26 protein-coding genes and 3 tRNA genes are annotated in these 20,469 nt (G+C 56.7%); 17 read left to right on the forward strand and 12 right to left on the reverse strand.

All coding sequences use genetic code 11. From position 1 onward, the window contains the following. Positions 1 to 295: 295 nt before the first annotated feature. The 12 genes from OCV80_RS14870 (at position 296) to OCV80_RS14925 (ending at position 7,403) form a co-directional block, all read left to right on the forward strand. Positions 296 to 685: a sigma-70 family RNA polymerase sigma factor gene (locus OCV80_RS14870; protein WP_081692033.1), complete on the forward strand. Its 390-nt coding sequence runs from the start codon at positions 296 to 298 to the stop codon at positions 683 to 685. A 323-nt stretch (positions 686 to 1,008) separates the two neighbouring features. Continuing rightward, on the forward strand, positions 1,009 to 1,353 hold the full coding sequence (locus OCV80_RS14875) for a hypothetical protein (RefSeq protein WP_021750604.1): 345 nt from the start codon (positions 1,009 to 1,011) through the stop codon (positions 1,351 to 1,353). Positions 1,354 to 1,368: 15 nt separating this feature from the next. Next, positions 1,369 to 1,578: a helix-turn-helix domain-containing protein gene (locus OCV80_RS14880; protein ID WP_021750603.1), complete on the forward strand. Its 210-nt coding sequence runs from the start codon at positions 1,369 to 1,371 to the stop codon at positions 1,576 to 1,578. Then, positions 1,575 to 1,982, forward strand: a complete 408-nt coding sequence (locus OCV80_RS14885; protein WP_021750602.1) for a helix-turn-helix domain-containing protein — start codon at positions 1,575 to 1,577, stop codon at positions 1,980 to 1,982. Before OCV80_RS14880 ends, OCV80_RS14885 begins: the two co-directional genes overlap by 4 nt. A gap of 425 nt (positions 1,983 to 2,407) precedes the next feature. Further along, positions 2,408 to 2,713, forward strand: a complete 306-nt coding sequence (locus tag OCV80_RS14890) for a hypothetical protein (RefSeq protein ID WP_249390852.1) — start codon at positions 2,408 to 2,410, stop codon at positions 2,711 to 2,713. Then, the gene (gene mobP3 / locus OCV80_RS14895) at positions 2,701 to 3,516 is read left to right on the forward strand and encodes a MobP3 family relaxase (protein WP_025543661.1); all 816 of its coding nucleotides are present in this window, start codon (positions 2,701 to 2,703) and stop codon (positions 3,514 to 3,516) included. Before OCV80_RS14890 ends, mobP3 begins: the two co-directional genes overlap by 13 nt. After that, on the forward strand, positions 3,401 to 3,958 hold the full coding sequence (mobL, locus tag OCV80_RS14900; RefSeq protein ID WP_256264647.1) for a relaxase MobL: 558 nt from the start codon (positions 3,401 to 3,403) through the stop codon (positions 3,956 to 3,958). Before mobP3 ends, mobL begins: the two co-directional genes overlap by 116 nt. Positions 3,959 to 4,315: 357 nt before the next feature. Continuing rightward, the gene (locus OCV80_RS14905; RefSeq protein ID WP_025543663.1) at positions 4,316 to 4,522 is read left to right on the forward strand and encodes a helix-turn-helix domain-containing protein; all 207 of its coding nucleotides are present in this window, start codon (positions 4,316 to 4,318) and stop codon (positions 4,520 to 4,522) included. Position 4,523: 1 nt separating this feature from the next. Continuing rightward, positions 4,524 to 4,874, forward strand: coding sequence for a hypothetical protein (locus tag OCV80_RS14910; RefSeq protein WP_267288533.1), 351 nt, complete (start codon positions 4,524 to 4,526; stop codon positions 4,872 to 4,874). Then, the gene (locus tag OCV80_RS14915; RefSeq protein WP_051365464.1) at positions 4,834 to 5,793 is read left to right on the forward strand and encodes a HipA domain-containing protein; all 960 of its coding nucleotides are present in this window, start codon (positions 4,834 to 4,836) and stop codon (positions 5,791 to 5,793) included. The genes OCV80_RS14910 and OCV80_RS14915 overlap by 41 nt, the downstream gene beginning before the upstream one ends. Positions 5,794 to 5,926: 133 nt before the next feature. Then, a complete protein-coding gene (locus OCV80_RS14920) occupies positions 5,927 to 6,193 on the forward strand; it encodes a DUF6809 family protein (RefSeq protein WP_119311680.1) in 267 nt (88 codons plus the stop codon). A gap of 52 nt (positions 6,194 to 6,245) precedes the next feature. Further along, on the forward strand, positions 6,246 to 7,403 hold the full coding sequence (locus tag OCV80_RS14925) for a tyrosine-type recombinase/integrase (RefSeq protein WP_025543668.1): 1,158 nt from the start codon (positions 6,246 to 6,248) through the stop codon (positions 7,401 to 7,403). 49 nt (positions 7,404 to 7,452) lie between these two features. Here the strand turns inward: OCV80_RS14925 and OCV80_RS14930 are convergent, their stop codons facing one another. From OCV80_RS14930 to OCV80_RS14960, 7 genes are all read right to left on the reverse strand, one after another. Continuing rightward, complete coding sequence (locus tag OCV80_RS14930) at positions 7,453 to 8,418, reverse strand: DUF4062 domain-containing protein (RefSeq protein ID WP_119311679.1); 966 nt, start codon at positions 8,416 to 8,418, stop codon at positions 7,453 to 7,455. Positions 8,419 to 8,696: 278 nt separating this feature from the next. Continuing rightward, a tRNA-Val gene (locus tag OCV80_RS14935) sits at positions 8,697 to 8,773 on the reverse strand. 60 nt (positions 8,774 to 8,833) lie between these two features. Further along, positions 8,834 to 8,908, reverse strand: a tRNA-Glu gene (locus OCV80_RS14940). 39 nt (positions 8,909 to 8,947) lie between these two features. After that, positions 8,948 to 9,024: transfer RNA gene (locus OCV80_RS14945), tRNA-Met, on the reverse strand. Positions 9,025 to 9,242: 218 nt separating this feature from the next. After that, positions 9,243 to 10,385 (reverse strand): glycerate kinase family protein, encoded by a 1,143-nt coding sequence (locus OCV80_RS14950; protein ID WP_119311662.1) that lies wholly within the window; start codon positions 10,383 to 10,385, stop codon positions 9,243 to 9,245. Between the two features lie 54 nt (positions 10,386 to 10,439). Next, positions 10,440 to 11,408: a D-2-hydroxyacid dehydrogenase gene (locus OCV80_RS14955; RefSeq protein ID WP_021750299.1), complete on the reverse strand. Its 969-nt coding sequence runs from the start codon at positions 11,406 to 11,408 to the stop codon at positions 10,440 to 10,442. A 67-nt stretch (positions 11,409 to 11,475) separates the two neighbouring features. Then, a complete protein-coding gene (locus OCV80_RS14960) occupies positions 11,476 to 12,069 on the reverse strand; it encodes a tripartite tricarboxylate transporter substrate-binding protein (RefSeq protein ID WP_158629723.1) in 594 nt (197 codons plus the stop codon). A 148-nt stretch (positions 12,070 to 12,217) separates the two neighbouring features. Here OCV80_RS14960 and OCV80_RS14965 point away from each other — a divergent pair, with 148 nt between their 5' ends. Then, on the forward strand, positions 12,218 to 13,000 hold the full coding sequence (locus tag OCV80_RS14965) for a sigma 54-interacting transcriptional regulator (protein WP_136891086.1): 783 nt from the start codon (positions 12,218 to 12,220) through the stop codon (positions 12,998 to 13,000). 45 nt (positions 13,001 to 13,045) lie between these two features. Then, on the forward strand, positions 13,046 to 13,450 hold the full coding sequence (locus OCV80_RS16700) for a helix-turn-helix domain-containing protein (RefSeq protein ID WP_444000729.1): 405 nt from the start codon (positions 13,046 to 13,048) through the stop codon (positions 13,448 to 13,450). A 396-nt stretch (positions 13,451 to 13,846) separates the two neighbouring features. Here the strand turns inward: OCV80_RS16700 and groL are convergent, their stop codons facing one another. Further along, positions 13,847 to 15,475: a chaperonin GroEL gene (groL, locus tag OCV80_RS14975; protein ID WP_119311659.1), complete on the reverse strand. Its 1,629-nt coding sequence runs from the start codon at positions 15,473 to 15,475 to the stop codon at positions 13,847 to 13,849. A 162-nt stretch (positions 15,476 to 15,637) separates the two neighbouring features. Continuing rightward, a complete protein-coding gene (locus OCV80_RS14980) occupies positions 15,638 to 15,922 on the reverse strand; it encodes a co-chaperone GroES (protein WP_025544992.1) in 285 nt (94 codons plus the stop codon). A gap of 686 nt (positions 15,923 to 16,608) precedes the next feature. Between OCV80_RS14980 and OCV80_RS14985 the strand changes: the two genes are divergently transcribed. Genes OCV80_RS14985 through OCV80_RS14995 form a run of 3 tightly spaced genes read left to right on the forward strand, consistent with a single transcriptional unit; the run spans position 16,609 to position 17,460 of the window. Continuing rightward, a complete protein-coding gene (locus OCV80_RS14985; protein ID WP_021750286.1) occupies positions 16,609 to 16,842 on the forward strand; it encodes a helix-turn-helix transcriptional regulator in 234 nt (77 codons plus the stop codon). Continuing rightward, positions 16,826 to 17,041, forward strand: coding sequence for a hypothetical protein (locus tag OCV80_RS14990; protein WP_025544993.1), 216 nt, complete (start codon positions 16,826 to 16,828; stop codon positions 17,039 to 17,041). The genes OCV80_RS14985 and OCV80_RS14990 overlap by 17 nt, the downstream gene beginning before the upstream one ends. 2 nt (positions 17,042 to 17,043) lie before the next feature. Next, a complete protein-coding gene (locus OCV80_RS14995) occupies positions 17,044 to 17,460 on the forward strand; it encodes a hypothetical protein (protein ID WP_025544994.1) in 417 nt (138 codons plus the stop codon). 139 nt (positions 17,461 to 17,599) lie between these two features. Here the strand turns inward: OCV80_RS14995 and OCV80_RS15000 are convergent, their stop codons facing one another. The 3 genes from OCV80_RS15000 to OCV80_RS15010 all read right to left on the reverse strand — a co-directional run bounded on the left by OCV80_RS15000 (position 17,600) and on the right by OCV80_RS15010 (position 20,383). Next, positions 17,600 to 18,583 (reverse strand): diacylglycerol/lipid kinase family protein, encoded by a 984-nt coding sequence (locus OCV80_RS15000; protein WP_119311658.1) that lies wholly within the window; start codon positions 18,581 to 18,583, stop codon positions 17,600 to 17,602. Positions 18,584 to 18,664: 81 nt separating this feature from the next. Next, positions 18,665 to 19,801, reverse strand: coding sequence for a THUMP domain-containing class I SAM-dependent RNA methyltransferase (locus OCV80_RS15005; protein WP_021750282.1), 1,137 nt, complete (start codon positions 19,799 to 19,801; stop codon positions 18,665 to 18,667). Positions 19,802 to 19,870: 69 nt separating this feature from the next. Continuing rightward, the gene (locus OCV80_RS15010; RefSeq protein WP_021750281.1) at positions 19,871 to 20,383 is read right to left on the reverse strand and encodes a hypothetical protein; all 513 of its coding nucleotides are present in this window, start codon (positions 20,381 to 20,383) and stop codon (positions 19,871 to 19,873) included. Positions 20,384 to 20,469: the final 86 nt, after the last annotated feature.

Genomic DNA, 20,469 nt, shown 5'->3' on the forward strand with positions numbered 1-20,469 from the left:
GGCCCATATCACCAGCTCCGGGCTTTTCTCTTTCTGAAGATCACAAAAACCTCTCCCATTCGACACGGTTCGACCGACAAAAAATTCCAGCATGATATAATCAAACCAGGCGCAAGCCTAAACTCGTAGCTTTCCGGTGAGGTCCACACCCCGGTGGGACCTCAGACGTTCATGGGCCTCGTAGGGCACCATCACCATCCCTGTACGAAGGAAACTTCCATGAAGGTCTTCAGTTTTTGGCGCTGTGCCGGCAGCGCGGGTGTGTGACTTTCCGTCGAAAGCGGAAAGGACACAAATGAACGACTTTGTCGTGATTCCTTATAGTGGGCAGCAAGTATCAGTGCCAAAGGAGGTCGCAGACTTCCTGGAGCAGGATCGGAAACGGGAACAGGCGCAGGAAAAGCAGGACGAAAGGCATCTGAGTAAAAGTGAGTTTGAAACGGTGCTGCCCGGCTCGGAATGCGTCAGGCGTCCCGTGGAGGATCCTGTACTCTGGACCCTCCGCCTTGAAAGTCTGCAAAAAGCCATGGAGGTTCTGGATCACCAGAGCCGCGAGTTCATCGATTTCCGCTATGACAGGGGTCTGACCATGGAGGAGATCGGAAAGTTCTACGGCGTGTCCAAAATGGCGGTATCAAAGCGGCTGAGAAAGCTCCACCAAAAGCTGAAGGGCTCTGTCATCTGACAGAGCCCTTCAACTTTTTTTGTTTTCCGGTTTACAAATGCCCTTTGAGTGTCCTAGTAAGTGAGGGGCAATGGTTTCCGCGTTGTGAGAACGCAGCGAGTTGACGTGAGACACACATTGTAAACAAATTGAAAATCTCGCAAAAATAGGTTGTAAAAAACCGTGATTTTATCCCTACCCCTTATGAGGGGATTTTTTCTCCTGCGCTCATGTCTCTGATGGATCTGAGAAAACCATCGTGCCCCAAACGACGCTTCCACACATCGGAGATATGGCTGAAGGCCGCAGCCATGAATGACAATTGAAGGAAGAGGTACAGGATTATGGATGGAACCAAATTCAACCGCAGGTTTTTGAAAATGCTTCTGAAGATGCAATGTGAGAAAGAAACGCTGGACTGTGTGATCCATGAGATGAGAGCTGTGCTGGGAGAGAAGATGCCGGAGGAAGATGCCGTGCGGGCGTATCTGAAAGACCCCGGCAAAAAAACAACCCTCACAGTGGGCCAGCAGGTCCTTGCCATGGACAAGCTGCTGGAAGACGCGGAGGTAAACTTCCACATGATTTGCGACATGGTGCGCTACCAGAACATGAAGGAAGCGGGGATGGTCCACTCTGTGGATGAGTTCCTGCAGCTCCTTCGTTCAGGCAGAACACAAAACGAGTAAAGGAGGTGCACAAGCATGAAGCTGTCGGAGTACAAAAGCTATGACGACCTGCCGCTGTTCCTCAACGCGGAGATGGTGGCGAAGGTGCTGGGCGTGTCTCCGTCATCCGGATACGAACTCCTGCATGAGGACGGCTTCCCGGTGCTGCGGGTAGGCAACCGTATGGTGGTGCCAAAAGACGCGTTCATCCGGTGGGTGGAGTCACACACAGGAGGTGGCGGATGAGAACACAGAACAACTACTTCACGATGCCCAACGAAGTGTTCCAGCTGGGACTCAGCGCTGGGGAGCTGGCGGTATACAGTTACCTGCGCCGCTGCGAGGATCGCAGGACACACCAGTGCTGGCCCAGCTACCGGACCATCGGCAGCGCGGTGGGCATGAGTGAAAACACGGTGCGAAAGTACGTACTGGCCCTGGAAGAGCGCGGCCTGATCGTCACCGAGCCCACAGACGTGCGGCTGAAAAGCGGACGGCGCCGAAACGGAAATCTCAAATACACCCTGCCGTCTATCCAGGAGGTATTGCGGGACTACTACGCCCGGCAGCGGAGTACGCTTGAGGCCCAGACAGAGCGGCAGCGGGTGCAGAAGATGCTGGCAGAGCAGCAGGCAGAAGACTCCCTGTGAGCCCCCTGTGAGGCCCTGTGTGGAGTGGCTTGGGACTCAGCAGGGTCCCAGCCCCTCCCGGGGATTTTGGACGAATTTGGGCCGGTTTCGAGGCTCTGCGGAGGACGAAAGAAAATGCTGGATAAAGAACAGGCGTCACAAGCGCCGCTCTGTTCGGTCATTTCTGCCCGTAGCGCGGGCAATTACGGGAGTTTCTGTGGCTTCAAAAATGGAGTCAATATCCGGGCCGTGATATCATCTCTGCGGTCGTTATCCCCCAACGCATACTCCCACAAAGAAAAAACAGGGGTCACACCCAGAAAGAAGACCATTATGGGAAAAAAAGAGAAGTTTCCCCTCTACCTGTCACCGGAGAAAAGACCATTCTGGAGCGCCGGTATCAGGAGGACAGGAGCCGGAGCATCACCGACTTCATTGAGCGGGCGGTGGACTTTTATCTGGACTACCTCAGCGCCAACAACGCTGGATTGTTTCTCCCTACCTCCATCAAGTCCTATCTGGACGGCCTGTTGGACCAGCTCGAAGGCCGGATGTCCTCTCTGCTGTACAAGCAAGCGGTGGAGCAGGATCTGGTGGCTGGTATCCTCGCCGACGCATATCAGTTCAGCGGCGAGGAGCTGCGCCGACGGCGGACGGAGAGCGTCCAAAATGTGCGGAAGACCAATGGCTGCATCTCGCTGGAGCAGCGGGTGCGGGAGACTTGGGAGGATGGGGATGAATGGCAAGACTGATCGTCAAAAGTCCGTATATCAAGTGCGGAGGTAACCAGGGCGCAGACGGTTACATGCGCTACATCGCGACACGGGAGCGGGTGGAGATCATCCCGGATGACCGTCCGCCAACCCGCAAGCAGGAGCAGCTCATCACAAAGCTGACAAAAGACTTCCCGGATGTGAAAGAGCTGCTGGAGTATGATGACTATGTACAGAAGCCTACAAAAGCCAATGCCTCGTCGCTCATCACCCTGGCGCTGGAGGAACACTGGAAGCAGGTGCAGCAGACGGATGGTTACATGAAATACATCGCAACACGTCCTCGTGCAGAACGACTGGGTGACCATGGCCTGTTCGGTGACGCGGATCGTGTGGACCTGGACACCGCCATATCGGAACTGGAGCACTACACCGGCAACGTCTGGACGTACATCCTCTCTCCGCACCGGGAGGACACCACACGCCTTGGCTGCGACAATGCCAAAGCATGGCGGAACCTGCTCCGCGTCAATCGCAATGGCATCGCCGCCGCCATGAACATTCAGCTGAACCACTTCCGCTGGTATGCCGCCTTCCGCGACGAGGGAAAGCATCCCCATATGCACATGATAGCGTGGTCAACACAGCCAGGAGAAGCGGACCTGACGTGGGATGGTTACCCGCAATATCAAATCCGCGCTCACCAATCAGATCTTCAAACAGGAGATGCTCCACACCTACGAACAAAAGTCGCAGTCCCGGGACGAGCTGGTGCGGGGAGCCCGCCGCATGATCCGGCAGCTTACGCAGGAGATGGCGCAAAGTCTCTGCGCGGCTCCTGAGATTGAGCAGAAGATGGAGCAGCTGGTCGGACAGTTGGAAACGGTCAAGGGCAAAAAGTCCTACGGATACCTTCCCGAGTCCGTGAAGAAAACTGTGGACGAGGCGGTGGACAAGCTGGAGGAACTGCTGGTGGTCCGTGAGTGTTATGACCAGTGGTGCATCCTCCAAAATGAGGTGGAGAACTACTGCCACGATAAGCCCAGAGAACGAAAAAAGCTGGCCCAGGAGAAAAAGTTTCGGCAGATCAAGAACGCTATCATCCAAGAGGCGGAGAATATCCGCCTGGGTGTGATGACATTCGAAGATGAAAAGGTGGAAGATCGAGACGAGTGGGTGGAAAATTGGGAGGTCTCCTACGAGTGCCTGCGGCTACGGGCCAAGATCGAAGACCGCAAGCTGCCGCTCGATCAGCGGGACGAGGCGGTGGGAGATCTGGAGTAGCTGGCAGAGTACGGCGATATCCATGCCAAATACTTCCTGGGACTGCTGTATCGGGACGGCGGGCTGCTCATCCCGGACGCTGAGAAAGTCAGGCATTGGCTGGAACAGGCGGCAAAACAGAATCTTCCGGACGCGCAATACCCCCTGGGCCACCGGCCTGATGACCACGAAGATCCGGAGATGGATCGTGTCAGCATGGGCGGCATGACCATGAAAGGATGGTGATTGTCCGCAATCTTTACGGAGTCCATTGATTATAGAGCACTCCCTTCACCAGATGGTGGGGAAATAAATCAACAAGACGAAGTATAACAAATAAAAACCTCTCCTACGGCTGGAGAGGAGAAATGATATCCAGTGAAAAAAGGAACATTCAAATCTTACGAAGATCTGCCGCTGATGCTCTCGGTTCCTGAGATGGGAGCGGCGCTGGGAATCTCCCGTGCCGGGGCTTATGAGTTGGCACGGTCCGAGGGTTTTCCCGCACTGAGGATCGGCACCCGCATTGTGATACCCAAGGACAAACTTCAGGAATGGGTAGACAAACAGACCGAAAAGATATGATATGAGGGCAATCGTTGATTTGCGGCGAGGCAATGTGGTAAAATACAACATACAAATCAAAGAAAGGGGTGTTCCTATGAAGGATATGTCGGCACAAAAGCAGGTCTGCTCAATAGGGACAGGCGGGGAGCCGGCGGAAGCCATGCGGGAACGCTCATGGGAATATGGGCTCCCACCTTACCTCCAGCATGATCTGGACGCATACAAAGAAGGCCTTGCGGAGGGGTCCTCTCTGCTGGACTGTCTGTGGGGAGAGCTGTACGGAAGCATCAACATCGCGGAGATCAACGATGGCGCGATCACACATGAACATGCCAATTATCTGCGTCAGAAGTTTCTGTGGGGTGAATGAAGTGCCTGATTTTACAAACTGCAAGCGTGTGCCCGGACGTGCTTATAACGGTGCCAACGGAAAGAAGATCGCAATCGAACATCAGGGCGAGCAATATATGCTGAAATTTCCTCCTTCCGGTCAGGGAAAGAGAACGGAGCTGTCCTACACGAATAGCTGTATCAGCGAACACATCGCCAGCACCATCTTCAACATGGTTGGGATCCCCGCGCAGGAAACCATCCTGGGAACGTATGATGTGGGGGGAAAGACGAAGATCGTCTGCGCCTGCAAAGATTTTACCGCAGACGGAAGTAAGCTGTTTGACTTCTGCTCCATCAAGAATACCGTCATCGATTCTGAATATGGCGGCACCGGAACGGAGCTGGAGGACATTCTGGATACCATTGAAAAACAGCAGTACGTGAATCCTGTGGAAGTGCTACAACACTTTTGGAATGTCTTTGTGGTGGATGCGCTTCTGGGGAATTTTGACCGACACAACGGAAACTGGGGATTCCTGTATCACGATGACACCCAGACCGCAACGCTGGCCCCAATCTATGATTGCGGCAGCTGTCTGCTGCCGCAGGCAGATGCCCAGGTGATGCGGGCGGTCTTGTCAAATCAGGATGAGCTGAATGCCCGGATTTACCGCTTCCCGACTTCTGCCATCAAACAGAATGACCGGAAAATCAACTACTATGATTTCTTGATGGCAACTGGAAACAAGGACTGCAATGCGGCGGTCATGCGCATGATGCCGCGATTCCATCTGGATAAGATGCTGGCTTTCATCAGAGAAGTTCCTTTTCTGGATGAACTGCAGCGGCAGTTTTACCAGACTTATCTGTCTGCCCGAATGGAAAGAATCATGGTCCCTGTGCATCGGCGGATTATGGAGCAACAGCAGCATCTATCACCGAGACTTCATATGTGAGTGTAAAGTTCAGGACCGCTTCCGAATTTTCGGAAGCGGTCCTGAATTTGCTAACAATTTGATAACTCTGCCCGGTTGGAGTAGCTATTGAGGTCAGGTCATAGTATTGTGTGTCGCTGATAGGAGGCGATTCATGATGCGTGACTATATGAAGGCCCTCTGCTGCAGGTTCGAGACGACATCCCGGAGGGCGGAGTATCTGGACAGGAAAGTCGAACGGACCTACAGGCAGCTCACCCGTCTGCTGGATGAGCCGGAGCGGAAACTGCTCCTGAAGATGGCGGATCTGGAAGACGCTCTGCGGGAGGAAGCGTGTCTCAACAGCTTCATCTCCGGTTACCGTCTGGCCCAGGGTATCCAACAGGAGCTGCTGGCAGACCCAGTCGCCGTACAACTTTGAAAACGAGGACGAACAACGGGCGTGTGAGCTGGCGAGAAAGGAGAGATGATGAATGGGGAAGAAACGCGCCAACAGCGAGGGCAGTATCCGCAAACGGAAAGATAGTAGATGGGAGGGATTCTACACGGCCTCCTATGACCCGGCGCCCGGGAAGCAGAAAATTAAGAATGTCCTGGGAAAGACTCAGGCGGAGATCAAGGAGAAACTGAAAAAGGCCATCGCGGACAGTCAGCGACTGGATATGAACCGTAGCGGCACCCACACGGTGAAAAGCTGGGTGACGATGTGGTACGAGGTCTATGCCGAGCCCCGGCTTCGGGAGAACACCAAGGACTACTATCTGAATTACATCAATAACCACATCATCCCCCAACTGGGGGACATCAAGCTGGACAAGCTCACCACGATCCAGATCCAGAAGTTCTACAACGATCTCCAGAAGAACGGGCGGGTGCAGCGGTACCAGCACATCCAGCTGAAGAACAAGGGACTGAGCGTCCGGGTGGTCCATGGCATCCATACCTTGCTGAACAACTGCTTGGAGCAAGCTGTGGCGGAGCGGCTGATCCTGGTGAACCCCGCGAGAGGCCGCAAGCTGCCAAAGATGGAGAAGCGGGAGATGAAGGTACTGCCGGAAGAGAAGATCCGCCCCTATCTGATGGAAGCGGACAAGCGGGGACTGCTGGCACCCTTCTACCTGGAGCTGACCACAGGACTGCGGCGGGGAGAACTGCTGGCCCTCCTCTGGACGGACCTGGACGTGGAGAAGCGAACCATCTCCATCACGAAGCAGGTGACTCGCACCAAGGGAGAATTGGTGGTGAGCCAGCCCAAGACCCACAATTCCATCCGTGTCCTGCCGGTCTCGCAGCAGGCGGTGGAGCTGCTGGTGGAGGAGCACAAGAAGCACCCGGGAAATCCCTACATGTTCCCGTCGCCCAAGACGGGAGGAATGTTCGATCCGGATTCCTTCCGGCATACCCACGAGAAGATCCTGAAAGCCATCGGCACCGAGCATATTCGGTTTCACGATCTCCGGCACACCTTCGCAACGCTGTCTCTCAAGAATGGGGTGGATGTGAAGACCCTGTCCAGCACCCTGGGGCATTACAGCGCGGGCTTCACCCTCAGCACCTACACCCACGCCACGCCGGATATGATGCGAGAAGCAGCGGATACCATGGGCGATGTGATAGGGAAGGCAATATGAAAATACACCTTTGTGAGCACATACACTCACAAAGGTGCATTTTTAGAAATTAAAACGGCAATTCATCATCTTGAACAGAAGAGGCATCTTCTGTTTCCCACTGAATCAGGGTTTTAACCCGAGACATTGGCAATCGTAATAATTTATAATTATCATCAAATAGATCCAAATCAAGCGTAATTGTTTCTTTCATACCATCATGTACTCTGGTGTATCTCCAATATGACTCATCCGGAGCTGCAATATCATCGGAAAATCCAACTACTTGCAGAAATTCTTCCAACCCAGATTGGTCTAAAACAATAAAGGTGGAACTTTTCATACCCAACAGAGATCGAATATAGTAAATGGTATTGTTGGTTGTAAAAAAGGTTCCGTCCAAAAACTGAAACATTCTTTCGGTTTCTTTATGAAAAGAAGATAGGAGGTCTTTAAATTGTTCAGTGGTTTCCTGTAAATCATAAGCTGTTTTAGCTTCTGTCAAAGAAGCATCCCTAGCCAAAAAGTTCTGAAATAATCCAGCAAATTGGCTTTTTAGGGAATTAACAATATCGGTTGTAGTTTCGAAAGATTCAATCGGGTTATTTTTAATTGCGAGACGCAGTTCCTCAATAAACTGATGAATTTTAATGTTATCCGCATATGCGGGCCTAAAGGTGCCCGAATCCTTGTTTTGCATGTATGTCCGGTTTTCTATATATACATCTTTAGCGATGAAAATATAAATTTTCTTTTTATTCTTGATAGCTGTGCGAAGTTCCTCCATGGTGATTGAAAAATCGCCTGTGGAAGCCTGAGTCCCAAAATGATTTCCAATAATACAGATTACAATATCGCAAGTGGTCAATTCACTATAACAACTATTTTCAATAGTGTCTGTTTGCGTATAAGCTACACCGCCCCTATCATGCATAACTGGCGTATACCCAAGTGATCTAATAAAATCTCCGATATCATTCCGGACATGCTTCAAATCATAATATGTTGAACTAATAAAAACACGCGGCGCAGCCATGATGGATACTCCTCTCTGTTTTTGAAATTATTTTTAGTATAACATTTCGACTTGTTATCTACAAGAAACTTTTGCGCAGAAAGTCCGATTTTAGAACATAAAACAACAAAATACGACACCACTAGGCAAAATCATTTCGCCCGGAGCTGTGTCCCTTCTGAAACTATCCCCGAATTGGTCAGTGTATTGGTCGGAGAAAAAGTAGAAAATTTGGAGAAAACTTTTAGAGCCTGAGGCAAAAGAAAAGTTCCTGATTTCTTGCGAAATCAGGAACTTTTTGGTGGAGACTACTGGACTCGAACCAGTGACCTCCTGCGTGTGAAGCAGGCGCTCTAACCAGCTGAGCTAAGCCTCCATACGGATATGTAATTTTTTTCTGCCCATAAGACGCCGTGCACAACGGCGTCCTATGGGATGGTGACCCGTACGGGATTCGAACCCATGTTACAGCCGTGAAAGGGCCGTGTCTTAACCACTTGACCAACGGGCCATTTGGAAGTCCATGAAGCGCCGGGGCGCTTCATGGATCTGGTAGCGGCACCTGGATTTGAACCGGGGACACTGCGGGTATGAACCGCATGCTCTAGCCAACTGAGCTATGCCGCCAAATGTCTAACCCGAACGGGCATCAATTACTATACCAGAAGGCGGCGGCGTTTGTCAAGTGTTTCTTCGAAAAAAATGAAAAATTTCAAAAAACCGGAAGCAGAGGAGAGACTCGCTGCCGCTGGCAGGGTGCCCCGAGGCCGGCAGCCCGGATACGGTGGGAATGAGGCCGGGCGGCTCCTACCGCCCGGCACCGTCTTTTCAAAAATCCACTCATGTCATCGGGCGGACCGGAACGCATTGTAGAGCCGGAAGAGATCCTCCAGGGCGGCGCACAGATCTGCCCGGGCGGACTGGCGGGCTACCTCCCAGGGCACGGCGCGACGGTTGGTGGACACGATAGCGGTGACGCCCTCTTGATAGGCGTCCTCCGCGCCGGGGGCCACGTCGCCCACTACGGCCACCACCGGGATCCGTGTCTGCCGGGCCCGGTGGGCGATGCCGATGACCACCTTGCCCCGAAGGCTCTGACAGTCGATACGGCCCTCGCCGGTCAGGACCGCGGTGGCACCAGGCAGCAGGGCATCGAAGCCCACGGTGTCCAGGACTGTCTCGATCCCCATCTGCAGGCGACTGCCCAGGAAAGCCATCACACCGGCTCCCATGCCGCCGGCGGCGCCAGCACCGGGAAGGTCTGCGATCTCCCGGCCCAGGTCCTGGCGGATCACCTCCGACAGGTGGCGCAGATTCCGGTCCAGACGGGTCACCATATCAGGGTCGGCCCCCTTCTGGGGGCCGAAGACGGCGCTGGCGCCATTGGGACCGCAGAGGGGGTTGTCCACATCGCACATGGTCACGATCTCCACACCGTTCAGCAGGGGGAAGCGATGGGACATGTCGATCCGGCACAACCGGTCCAGCGTGCCGCCTACAGGGACGTACTCCGCCCCGGTGCCGTCCAGAAAGCGGACGCCCAGAGCGGCGGCACAGCCGCAGCCGCCGTCGTTGGTGGCACTGCCGCCCAGGCCCAGAATGATGCGCCTGGCGCCGTCCCGGATCGCCGCCAGAATCAGCTCTCCCACGCCGTAGGTGGTGGCTCCCTCAGCACAGAGACGGCCTTCCATCAGGGGCAGGCCTGCGGCGGCGGCCATCTCGATCACGGCGGTGTAGCCATCGGCCAGCAGACCGTAAAAACCAGAGATCTTACGAAAATCCGGACCGGTGCAGGGCACCTCTACCCGGTGGCCGCCCATGGCGGCCAGAAACGCCTCCACGCTCCCCTCGCCGCCATCCGCCACGGGAATGGAGACCACCTCTGCATCCGGCACGTGGCGCAGAAGGGCCTCCCGCATCAGCTGGCAGATCTCCAGGGAGGACATGGTCCCCTTGAAGGAGTCCGGCATGAGAATCCACTTTGACATGAGTTTCCTCCTCTCTGGATGCGCGGGGCGGGCGGAAGGCCCGCCCCGGTCCGGTCACGGGTTGACCACGTTGATGGGGGCGCCCTGAAGGTAGGCCCGCACGTTGTCCACGGTGCAGTCCATGATGCGCTGGCGGCTCTCCCTGGGGGCCCAGGAGATATGGGGGGTGAGGATGCAGTTCTTGGCGGTCAGCAGGGGGTTGTCGCCCCGGATGGGCTCTGTGGACACCACATCCAGCCCGGCGGCCGCCACCTTGCCGGAGTTCAGGGCGTCCGCCAGGTCCTGCTCCACCACCATCTGGCCCCGGCTGTTATTGATAATGATGACCCCGTCCTTCATCTTGGCGATGTTCTCCCGGTTGATGATGCCGGTGTTGAAGGGGAACAGGGGCATTTGGAGGCCCAGAACGTCGGACCGGGCGAACAGTTCGTCCAGGGAGACGTACTCCACCCCCAGCTGCAGAGCTTCGTCCCGCTGGCGCATGTCGTAGGCGATGACATGCATCCCCAGGGCCGATGCGATGGCGGCAGTGTGGATGCCGATGTTCCCGCAGCCAAGCAGGCCGTATGTCTTTCCCGCCAGCTCGATCAGGGGGTAGTCCCAGTAGCACCAGTCCGGGCACTGTTCCCATTTCCCGCTCTTTACCGTATCATTATGATAACCGATGTGATGGCAGATTTCAAGCAGCAGGGCGATGGCAAACTGGCTGACGGAATGGGTGCCGTAGACCGGCACGTTGGAGACAGGGATGCCCTTCTCTTTTGCGCAGGCTATGTCGACCACGTTATAGCCGGTGGCCAGCATGGCGATGAAGCGCATGGAGGGACAGGCGTCCATCACTCGGCGGGAGATGGGGGTCTTGTTGGTGAGGACCACCTCCGCACCGCCGATCCGGGAGATGATCTCGTCCTCATCGGTGAGGCTGGTGCGGTCGTAAACCGTCAGGTCTCCCAGCTTCTCCAATTCTCCCCAGCTGAGATCGCCGGGGTTTTCCGTGTATCCGTCCAAAATGACGATGTGCATTTCATTCCTCCTGTCTGTGTGTCCCCCGGCCCGCAGGGGCCGGGGGACAGCCGATTCCACTGGAAAGTCAGCAGGATTGCAGCAGTTCCAGCGGGACGCCGTACCTGACGGCCAGATCCGCGAAGTCCTGCTCAATGGCGGGGCTGATGTCGATACCCTCCCGCTCCGCCTGCCGGGTCAGATGGAACTCGATCTCCCCGGGGATCATGATCTCCCGGAAGCCCGGTGCCGTGGGGGCGGCCTTCAACTCATCATACATGGCGTCGGTCCGCACGACCACGGCCTCGCCGGAACTCTTTCCCACCACAGCCACGGTCTCAAATGCCTCGGAACCGTAGTCGGCAATGCCGGTGGCCTGGTTGATATTCAGGCAGGTGTGATAAAACAGGCAGGTATAACCGTCGGGAGAGGCGTTCTTGACTTCCTCGGAACCCAGCGCTCCGCCATTGCCGGTGATATTGGTGACGACTACGGTCTCACCCAACACATCCTCCAGATATTTTGCATATGTGCGGGCATTAAAGTCAGTGTCGCCCCCGGCGCCCATGGGAACGATCATGTTGATGGATTTGGTGGGCCAGTCAGTGCCGCCATCCTCCGAAGAGGCGTCATCGGCCGGGGTATCCGGGCTGTTGCCGCAGTGGCCGGACTGCGACGCCATGATCGCTCGGGGTGCCATCTATCTGGACCTGTGCTGCCGCTCCCTCTCTATCCGGGTGATCGAACTGATTATCAACGGAACGGACATTGTCAATATCCTGCTGTAGCTGCGGCAGAAATACGGCCCGGTTCCAGCTGCCATCCAGGTTTTGCAGCTCTCCCGCCGGGAACAGTATCTGGGAAAGCCGGCATCCTCCGTGTTCTCCACCCCGGCGTTGAGCCGCATCGTGTCCGCGACGGAGAACACGGACGAGATTATCGCTTACAAAAACACCCACCTGTCCGTCAAAACGAAAAACATGATGATGCACGGCCTCCGGGCTGGAACTGTGGTTTCCCTGCTGAACGCCGCGCAGATCCAGACCACGGAGGACCAGCTGCGCAAAAAGCTCCACTACAAGGGACACAAGGCCAAGTACACCTTCGGGGATATCATCACCCGCAGCCCGCGGATGATAGCCTGTATCCAGGAGGCCAAGGCCTTTGCCCAGACGGACTCCAATATCGTGGTGGTGGGGGAGACCGGTACCGGAAAGGAGCTGTTGAGCCAGAGCATCCACGCCTGGAGCCGTCGGTCACAGAACAACTTCGTAGCCATCAACTGCGCCGCCCTGCCGGAGAACCTGCTGGAGAGCGAGCTGTTCGGCTATGTGGAGGGCGCCTTCACCGGCGCCACCAGGGGCGGTAAGCCGGGCCTGTTTGAGATCGCCCACAACGGCACCATCTTTTTGGACGAGATCTCGGAGATCCCCCTGGGACTTCAGGGGCGGCTGCTGCGGGTCCTGCAGGAGCGGGAGATCATGCGGCTGGGGGACAGTCAGGTGACTCCCATCAATATCCGGGTGATCGCGGCCACCAACAAGAACCTGGAGTCGCTGGTCCGGGCAGGTAAATTCCGCAGCGATCTCTATTACCGCCTGTATGTCCTGTAGCTGAATCTGCCCCCGCTGCGGGAGCGGCAGGAGGACATCCCGCTGCTGACGCAGAGCTTCCTTCGGAACTTCCAGGCTCGGGAGGGCGACGGCTGTCCGCTGGAACTGAGCGATGGCGACTGCCGTCTGCTGCAGAGCTGCCCCTGGCGGGGAAACATCCGGGAGCTGCAGAATTTCTGTGAGCGGCTGGCGGTGCTTTACCGGCCTGGCGTCTCTGTATCTGGCCTGATCGCCCATCTGCTGGAGAGTGCCGCCTCTCCCGAGACGCCGCCCCCGTGCCCGCCGCCGATGCCGAAGGCCGCCCATACCAGGATCGACCTGTCCTATGAGGAGTTGCTGGCCGTTCTTCAGGAATGCGGCGGGAACCGGACGCAGACGGCGGCAAAACTGGGGATCAGCCGGGGGACACTGTGGCGGCTGCTGAAGAAGTATCAGGTCGGACAGACATGAGCAGAGGCATAGCCCATGACGCATGCCGACTGCGGTTTCCAGAGTATGGGCAGGGGAGGGCAACGCTGATGGAACCCCAGCGTACGAGAAAAAGCCCTGTGGCTGTAAAGCCAAAGGGCTTAATGGTTGCTGGTACTCAGTATGTGCAGCATCTGTGCCGCTGGTGGAAGCGGGGCGCCGCTGCAAAGCCTGTCACCCCCACTTTCCTGCCATCACAAGCTTCGTATCCTGTATTCCGGCGTTATAGCCGGAACGCAAGCGATTCCCGACTCCGGCTCACCCCGCTCGAAGGCGCAGTGGAGGACTCAATGCTTGATGCTTGTGCTCCGCCGACAAGCCGAGTCTCCACGAGAAAAGCCCCCTGGCGAAAGCCAGGGGGCTTGATGTTTTTTGCACTTAGTACATGCCGCCCATCTCGCCGCCGGCGGGGGCAGCGGGAGCGGGGGGCTCGGGCTTATCGGCCACCAGAGACTCGGTGGTCAGCACCATGGCGGAGACGCTGGCGGCGTTCTCCAGGGCGCTGCGGGTCACCTTGGCGGGATCGATGATGCCGGCGGAGACCATGTCGCAGTACTCCTCCTTGTAGGCATCAAAGCCGTAGCCGGTCTTGCCGGAGGTGCGGACCTTCTCCAGGATCACGGAGCCATCCAGACCGGCGTTGGCAGCGATCTGACGGATGGGAGCCTCCAGGGCCTTGGCCACGATGCGGACACCGGTCTTTTCGTCGCCCTCCACGCTGGAAAGCAGAGCCTCCACGGCGGGGATCACGTTCACGAAGATGGTGCCGCCGCCGGCCACAACGCCTTCCTCAACAGCGGCGCGGGTGGCGTTCAGGGCGTCCTCGATGCGGAGCTTCTTCTCCTTCATCTCGGTCTCGGTGGCAGCGCCGACCTTGATGACGGCCACGCCGCCAGCCAGCTTAGCCAGCCGCTCCTGCAGCTTCTCCTTGTCATAGTCGCTGGTGGTGGTGGAGATCTGCGTGCGGATCTGGCCCACGCGATCCTTGATGGCCTGGCTGTCGCCGGCACCGTCCACGATGGTGGTGTTCTCCTTGGTGACCTTCACCTGGCGGGCGCGGCCCAGCATATCCATGGTGGCGCTCTTCAGCTCCAGACCGACCTCCTCGGAAATCACGGTGCCGCCGGTCAGAATGGCGATATCCTGCAGCATCTCCTTGCGGCGGTCGCCAAAGCCGGGAGCCTTGACACACACCACGTTCAGGGTGCCGCGCAGACGGTTCACGATCAGGGTGGACAGAGCCTCGCCCTCCACGTCCTCCGCGATGATCAGCAGCTTCTTGCCGGACTGGACGATCTGCTCCAGGATGGGCAGGATGTCAGCGATGACGGAGATCTTCTTGTCGGTAATCAGGATATAGGGATCGTCCAGGTTGGCCTCCATCTTCTCCATGTCGGTGGCCATGTAGGGGGTGATATAGCCCCGGTCAAACTGCATGCCCTCCACGACCTCGGAATAGGTGTCGGCGGTCTTGGACTCCTCAATGGTGATGACGCCGTCGGCAGAGACCTTCTCCATGGCGTCGGCGATCAGCTTGCCGATCTCCTCGTCGCCGGAGGACACAGCACCGACACGGGCGATGTCCTTGGAGCCGTCCACGGTCTTGGCCTGCTTCTTGACCTCGGCCACCGCGGCTTCCACGGCCTTGGCCATGCCCTTCTTCACCACGATGGGATTGGCGCCGGCGGCCAGATTCTTCAGACCCTCATGGATCATGGCCTGGGCCAGCAGGGTGGCGGTGGTGGTACCGTCGCCGGCCACGTCGTTGGTCTTGGTGGAGACCTCCTTCACCAGCTGGGCGCCCATGTTCTCAAAGGGATCGTCCAGTTCGATCTCCTTGGCGATGGTCACGCCGTCATTGGTGATGAGGGGAGCGCCGTACTTCTTGTCCAGAACCACGTTCCGGCCCTTGGGACCCAGGGTGATCTTGACAGTATCGGCCAGAGAGTTGACGCCGGCTTCCAGGGCCTTCCGGGCCTCGTCGCCGCGCTTGATGAGCTTAGACATAGTAATCAAACCTCCTGTAATAGAGCTTCATGTTTCATAAATTAGGGATGGGGAGTTAGGAATTGGGAATTTTGGCGTCCGGCAGAGCCAAACGATTTGAAATTGGCCGTTGCAGGCGGCTCCACAATTTCCGATTCCTGATTGCAAGCGGGAGCGGGAGATTTATTCCACGATCGCCAGAATGTCGTTCTGACGGACAACCACGTACTCCACGTCCTCCAGGGTGACCTTGGTGCCGGCGTACTGGCTGGTGATGACCTTGTCGCCGGGCTTCACGGTCATGACAACGTCCTTGCCGTCCACGTTGCCGCCGGGACCCACGGAGATGACTTCCGCCACGGAGGGCTTCTCCTTGGCGCTGCCGGTGAGGATAATGCCGCCCTTGGTGGTCTCCTCGGTCTCCACCATCTTCAGAATGACACGGTCTGCGAGCGGAGTGAGTTTCATAATGGGGTTCCTCCTTATAGAAATAAAAATTTGAAAAACAAGTTCAGCGTTAGCACTCATATCATTCGAGTGCTAACGCTGCTATCATAGCGCAATGTTTTCCATTTGTAAAGGGGGTATCTATGAAGAATTTGTGAATTCCGAAAAAATCTCCCTCTCAGAAGGGGAGCGCATGGGAGCCGTCCTGCTGGACAGGAGAATTCAACTGTCATGACCAGCTTTCTGCCCAAACGGCTGCCTCAGGCGGACTGACGGCTTCACATCTCACTGTGCCGCATGAAACAGCTCTGCTTGGGGTTACGCATTCTTCACGGATACGATTTTCACCGGCGCAAATACTGTACAATTCACGGGAAAAAGTTTCCAAATATAAAGAAATTTTTGATTTTTATCAAGTGTTCCGTATAATACGAGGTTTCTTTATATGCTGTTGTTGCGGGTTATCCCATACCTCCCTGAAAAATTTTTCAACACAGCATCCGGCCTCGGTCAATGGTCGAGATGAACGGCAAGCCGCCATGGACAGGAGCGGAGGCTGACGCGCCTTTAATGCAATATTTTTATGGCTTTTTCACTGTTCAATAGGAAGTAAGCTTCTTAAAATTTCTCTTGACATTTTCGCTGCCCTAATTTAATATGAAGTCAGCTTCCTAAGAAGTTAACTTCCTATTTGAGGAGTGAGGAGCGTGAAAACGATTATCAAGGATTTGCGAACTGCCGCAGGATTGACGCAGCAGCAGCTTGCGAACCGGGTTCGTGTGACAGTAAGAACGATCAATTCCATAGAAAGAGGCGAATACAATCCATCGCTTGTTCTGGCCTACAAGATCGCACAGGTATTTCATACGACCGTTGAAGAGTTGTGCTGCTTGAAAGAAAATGTAGAATGTGAGGAAAATCAGGATGAAGATCACAAATAAGAAAATGTTTATCCGGGGGATTTTATTATTACTGCTTGCCGTTGGTATTGGAATATCAAGATTTTGTATATTTACCGAGGCTACGCATGGTATTCCAAAGGCGGTTATCGGCATAGGTATCTGCTTACTTGCAGCTCTTTATCACATGGTAATGGCCCTGCATATTGACGGCGAGGACGAGGGAGCGGAGGAAAAATAACTATGCAATTATTTGGCGGAAAGGGTAAGATGCTGGGCCTGCTCTTGGTATTGGCTGCCTTCGGCAGCTTTTATCTGGGTGATATTACCGCGTTCACAACCTCGCAAAAAGCTATCGCAGGGGTTGCTCTCTTTATTATTGTTCTGCTGGCCGGCATTTCCCTTCTGAAACCTAAAAAAACGGAAGAGGATATGATTGCGGAACAGGATGAGAGAAATCAGTATATCGAATTGAAATGCGCTGAAAAAGCATTTCGGGTCGCACTGTACGCTTCATTTATGACCATTATAGCCGGCATGATTGCCTTTGGCCTGACAAGGGAATATGCCTTTATCTGGTTGGTTATGGGGGGGATTGTGCCTTACGGAACATCAAGAATTGCCTATATCGTTTCTGCATTCCGATACGACAAGCCATAAATGGAAGCAGGAAAGCACTGAATGAAAAATTAAGAGGCCAGGACACCTCCTTCGGGTGTGTCCTGGCCTCTATTTATCAATTATTCTAGTTGACTATTATACCGTGCCGAGGCGCAGCGGTTGAATGATCGTAGGATGCCTATAATAGCAGAAAAGCTGTGGAATATCGACGCTTCCTTGGCTTTCGGTCAAATCCTGCCGTGGCATTGGGACTGCACCCCTTCGGCCCGAAGAAGTTCACCCGCTTCTCCGCGAGTACCAGCCGCACCTCCCGGCTCCGGAGGCTCTCCCCGTCCAGACAGGTGACGATGTCCGCCTCCCCGGGGCTGGCGGTGATCACCACCTGCCGGGACGTCACCATTCGGGCGATGTGGGGAAATTTCCAATACTCCCCGGCGGAGTAGGCCGGGAACAACCGGGCGAAGGTGCGCTTCGGCACGTTTTTCACCAGGATGGTCTCCAGCACTCCGTCGTCCATCCGGGCCTCCGGCACCGGCATGGAGCCGCCGCCGTAGTACCGGCCGTTGCACATGGACACCAGAGCGAAGTCATCCTCCAGGACCTCCCCGTCCAGCTCCACCCGCCACCGGCGGCCGATGGGCTTGAAGAGAAAATTCACCGCCACGGACAGCAGGTAACTCCCCCGGCCGGAGAGGCCCGGCACATTTCCGTACCGGTGGACGGTGTCAGCAATGCGGGCGTCAATGCCGCTGCAGGCGATGGTGAGGCACAGGCGGCCGTTGCAGTCGATGAGATCCAGGGGGAATTCCGGCCCGTCCCACAGATGTTCCGGGTCGGAGAATTTTGCAGCGTCCGGGCCGAAGTTCTTCAGAAAGTCGTTGCCTGTGCCGGCGGGGATTACCGTCATGGCGGCGTTGGGAAACCCGGCGATGCCGTTGGCCGCCTCGTGGACGGTGCCGTCCCCGCCGCAGGCGTAGATGCGCACCGGCTCCCCGGTCTCTGCCAAGGCGCGGGAGAGGACCTCCGCTCCGCCGGGGCGGTCCGTCAGCAGGCACCGGCAGTCCAGATTGTGGGCCGCGGCCAGACGGTCCGCCAGGGCGCGGATGCGGGCAGTCTGGTCCTGCTTCCCGGCATGGGGGTTGATCAAAAAGACATGGCGCATGACAGGCCCCCCTTGGCGAAATATGAGATAAGAGTGAAGAGATGAAAGATGAGGACTGTCAGCGGCGATCTCTCCTGTCTTTTAACCTTTGTCTGGCTCTGTCTTTGCGCCTCCGTGGTAGAAGAAGGCGTCGCATTTGAGCATGCCGTTGTAGAGCTTGCGTTTCTTCTCCGCGCTGCGGCCGAAGGCGCGCTCAAACTCTGTGTGGGAGGAGAGCACCAGCACGCGCCAGCCCGCCGGCAATGTCCGGGCAGCTTTGCCGAAGGAGCGGTACAGGGCCTCCGCCTCTCTCTTTTCCAGCAGCCGCTCACCGTAGGGCGGATTGGTCACCAGCTGGCCGTAGTCGCTGTCCCGGTGGAACTTTCCGGCATCCGCCACCTCGAAGCGCACGCAGTCGTCCACCCCCGCCAGCTCCGCGTTGTGGCGGCTCAACTCCACCGCACTGGGGTCGATGTCCCCGCCCCAGATGTCGTACTGGCCGTGGAATTCTTGATCCATGGCCTCTTCGGCCGCGTCCAGCCACAGCTTGGCGGGGAGGCTCTGCCACTTTTGGGCGGCAAAGCGCCGGTCCAGGCCTGGGGCCCGGTTTTTGGCGATCAGCGCCGCCTCGATGGGAATGGTGCCGCTGCCGCAGAAGGGGTCGCAGAACGGATCCCTCCCCCGGTAGCGGGAGAGCAGCACCAGGGCGGCGGCCAGCGTCTCCCGCAGGGGGGCGCCGTTGTTGTGGGCCCGGTAGCCCCGCTTGTAGAGTCCGTCGCCGGAGGTGTCCAGGTACACGGCTGCGGTGTCCTTGATGAGGGCGAACTGGATCTGATAGCGGTCCCCGGTCTCCGGCAGGGTCTCGCAGCCGTAGGCCTGGCCAAGCCGCTTGGCAGCGGCCTTTTTCACAATGGCCTGGCAGGCGGGGACGGAGTGGAGCTGGGAGGAGATGGAGTAGCCCTTCACCGGGAACTCCCCGTCCCGGGGGATGCAATCCTCCCAGGGGATGGCGGCCACGCCCTGAAACAGCGCCTCGAAATCCGGGGCCGGGAAGCTGGCCAGCTCCACCAGCACCCGGGCGCCGCAGCGCAGGTTGATGTTCAGCCGGGGGATGTCCGCCGGGCCGCCGTCGCAGTGGACCCGGCCGTTTTCGGCCCGGACGTTTTTCAGGTCCAGCCGCCGCAGCTCGTCGGCCACCAGGGCCTCCAGCCCGAAGAGGCAGGGAATGGTGTATTTCATGGGGGTTCCTCCTTGGCGGGGCATACAGATGCCCGTGGATTTTCATTGGAGCCGGTGGAAGAGAGGCTCTCAGGGGGCGGCGTGGCCCAGCGTTCTGCGCTCCACGCGAATGGTGTAGACCTCCGACCCGTCGGCGCTGCCATGGCATCCCGGTACCGTGGAAGTCGCCACATTCCAACCCATCTGGCGGCGCATGTCGTTGGCGAACTTTTTGATGTTCTGCTTGCTCAGCGTACAGCCGCAGCGGAAGACAACATTCACATTCGCATAGCGGGATGTTCCGTCATCCATCGGGCTGAGCGTCCACGCCAGATCGTGGACATGGGGGTCCGGCCGCTCCACGCCAAAAGCGTCTGCAAATGCATTCAGATCGTCAATCTCGAAGAGGTCGCTGCTGTATTCCCCGGGCCAGACGGCATAGAGCCGGATCTCTCCGGCAGCGGCCCGGCGGTAGGCCTCTGCGGCAGAGGAGAAATCGTGGCCCACCTGCGTGAGACTGCCCGCAGCATCCAGAGACAGGTAGCAGACCAGGCTGCCTCTGTATGGAAAGGGATTGGCCTTCGCACTTCTTGGCTGACGCATGGAACATCCTCCTTGCTGCCTCCGCCTCAGCGGGGCGTTTTTCCTATTATAATGCAGACTGCGGAAAATGTCGAGATGCCCGCCGG

This window comes from Oscillibacter acetigenes (assembly GCF_025567605.1).
Lineage (GTDB): Bacteria > Bacillota > Clostridia > Oscillospirales > Oscillospiraceae > Oscillibacter > Oscillibacter welbionis.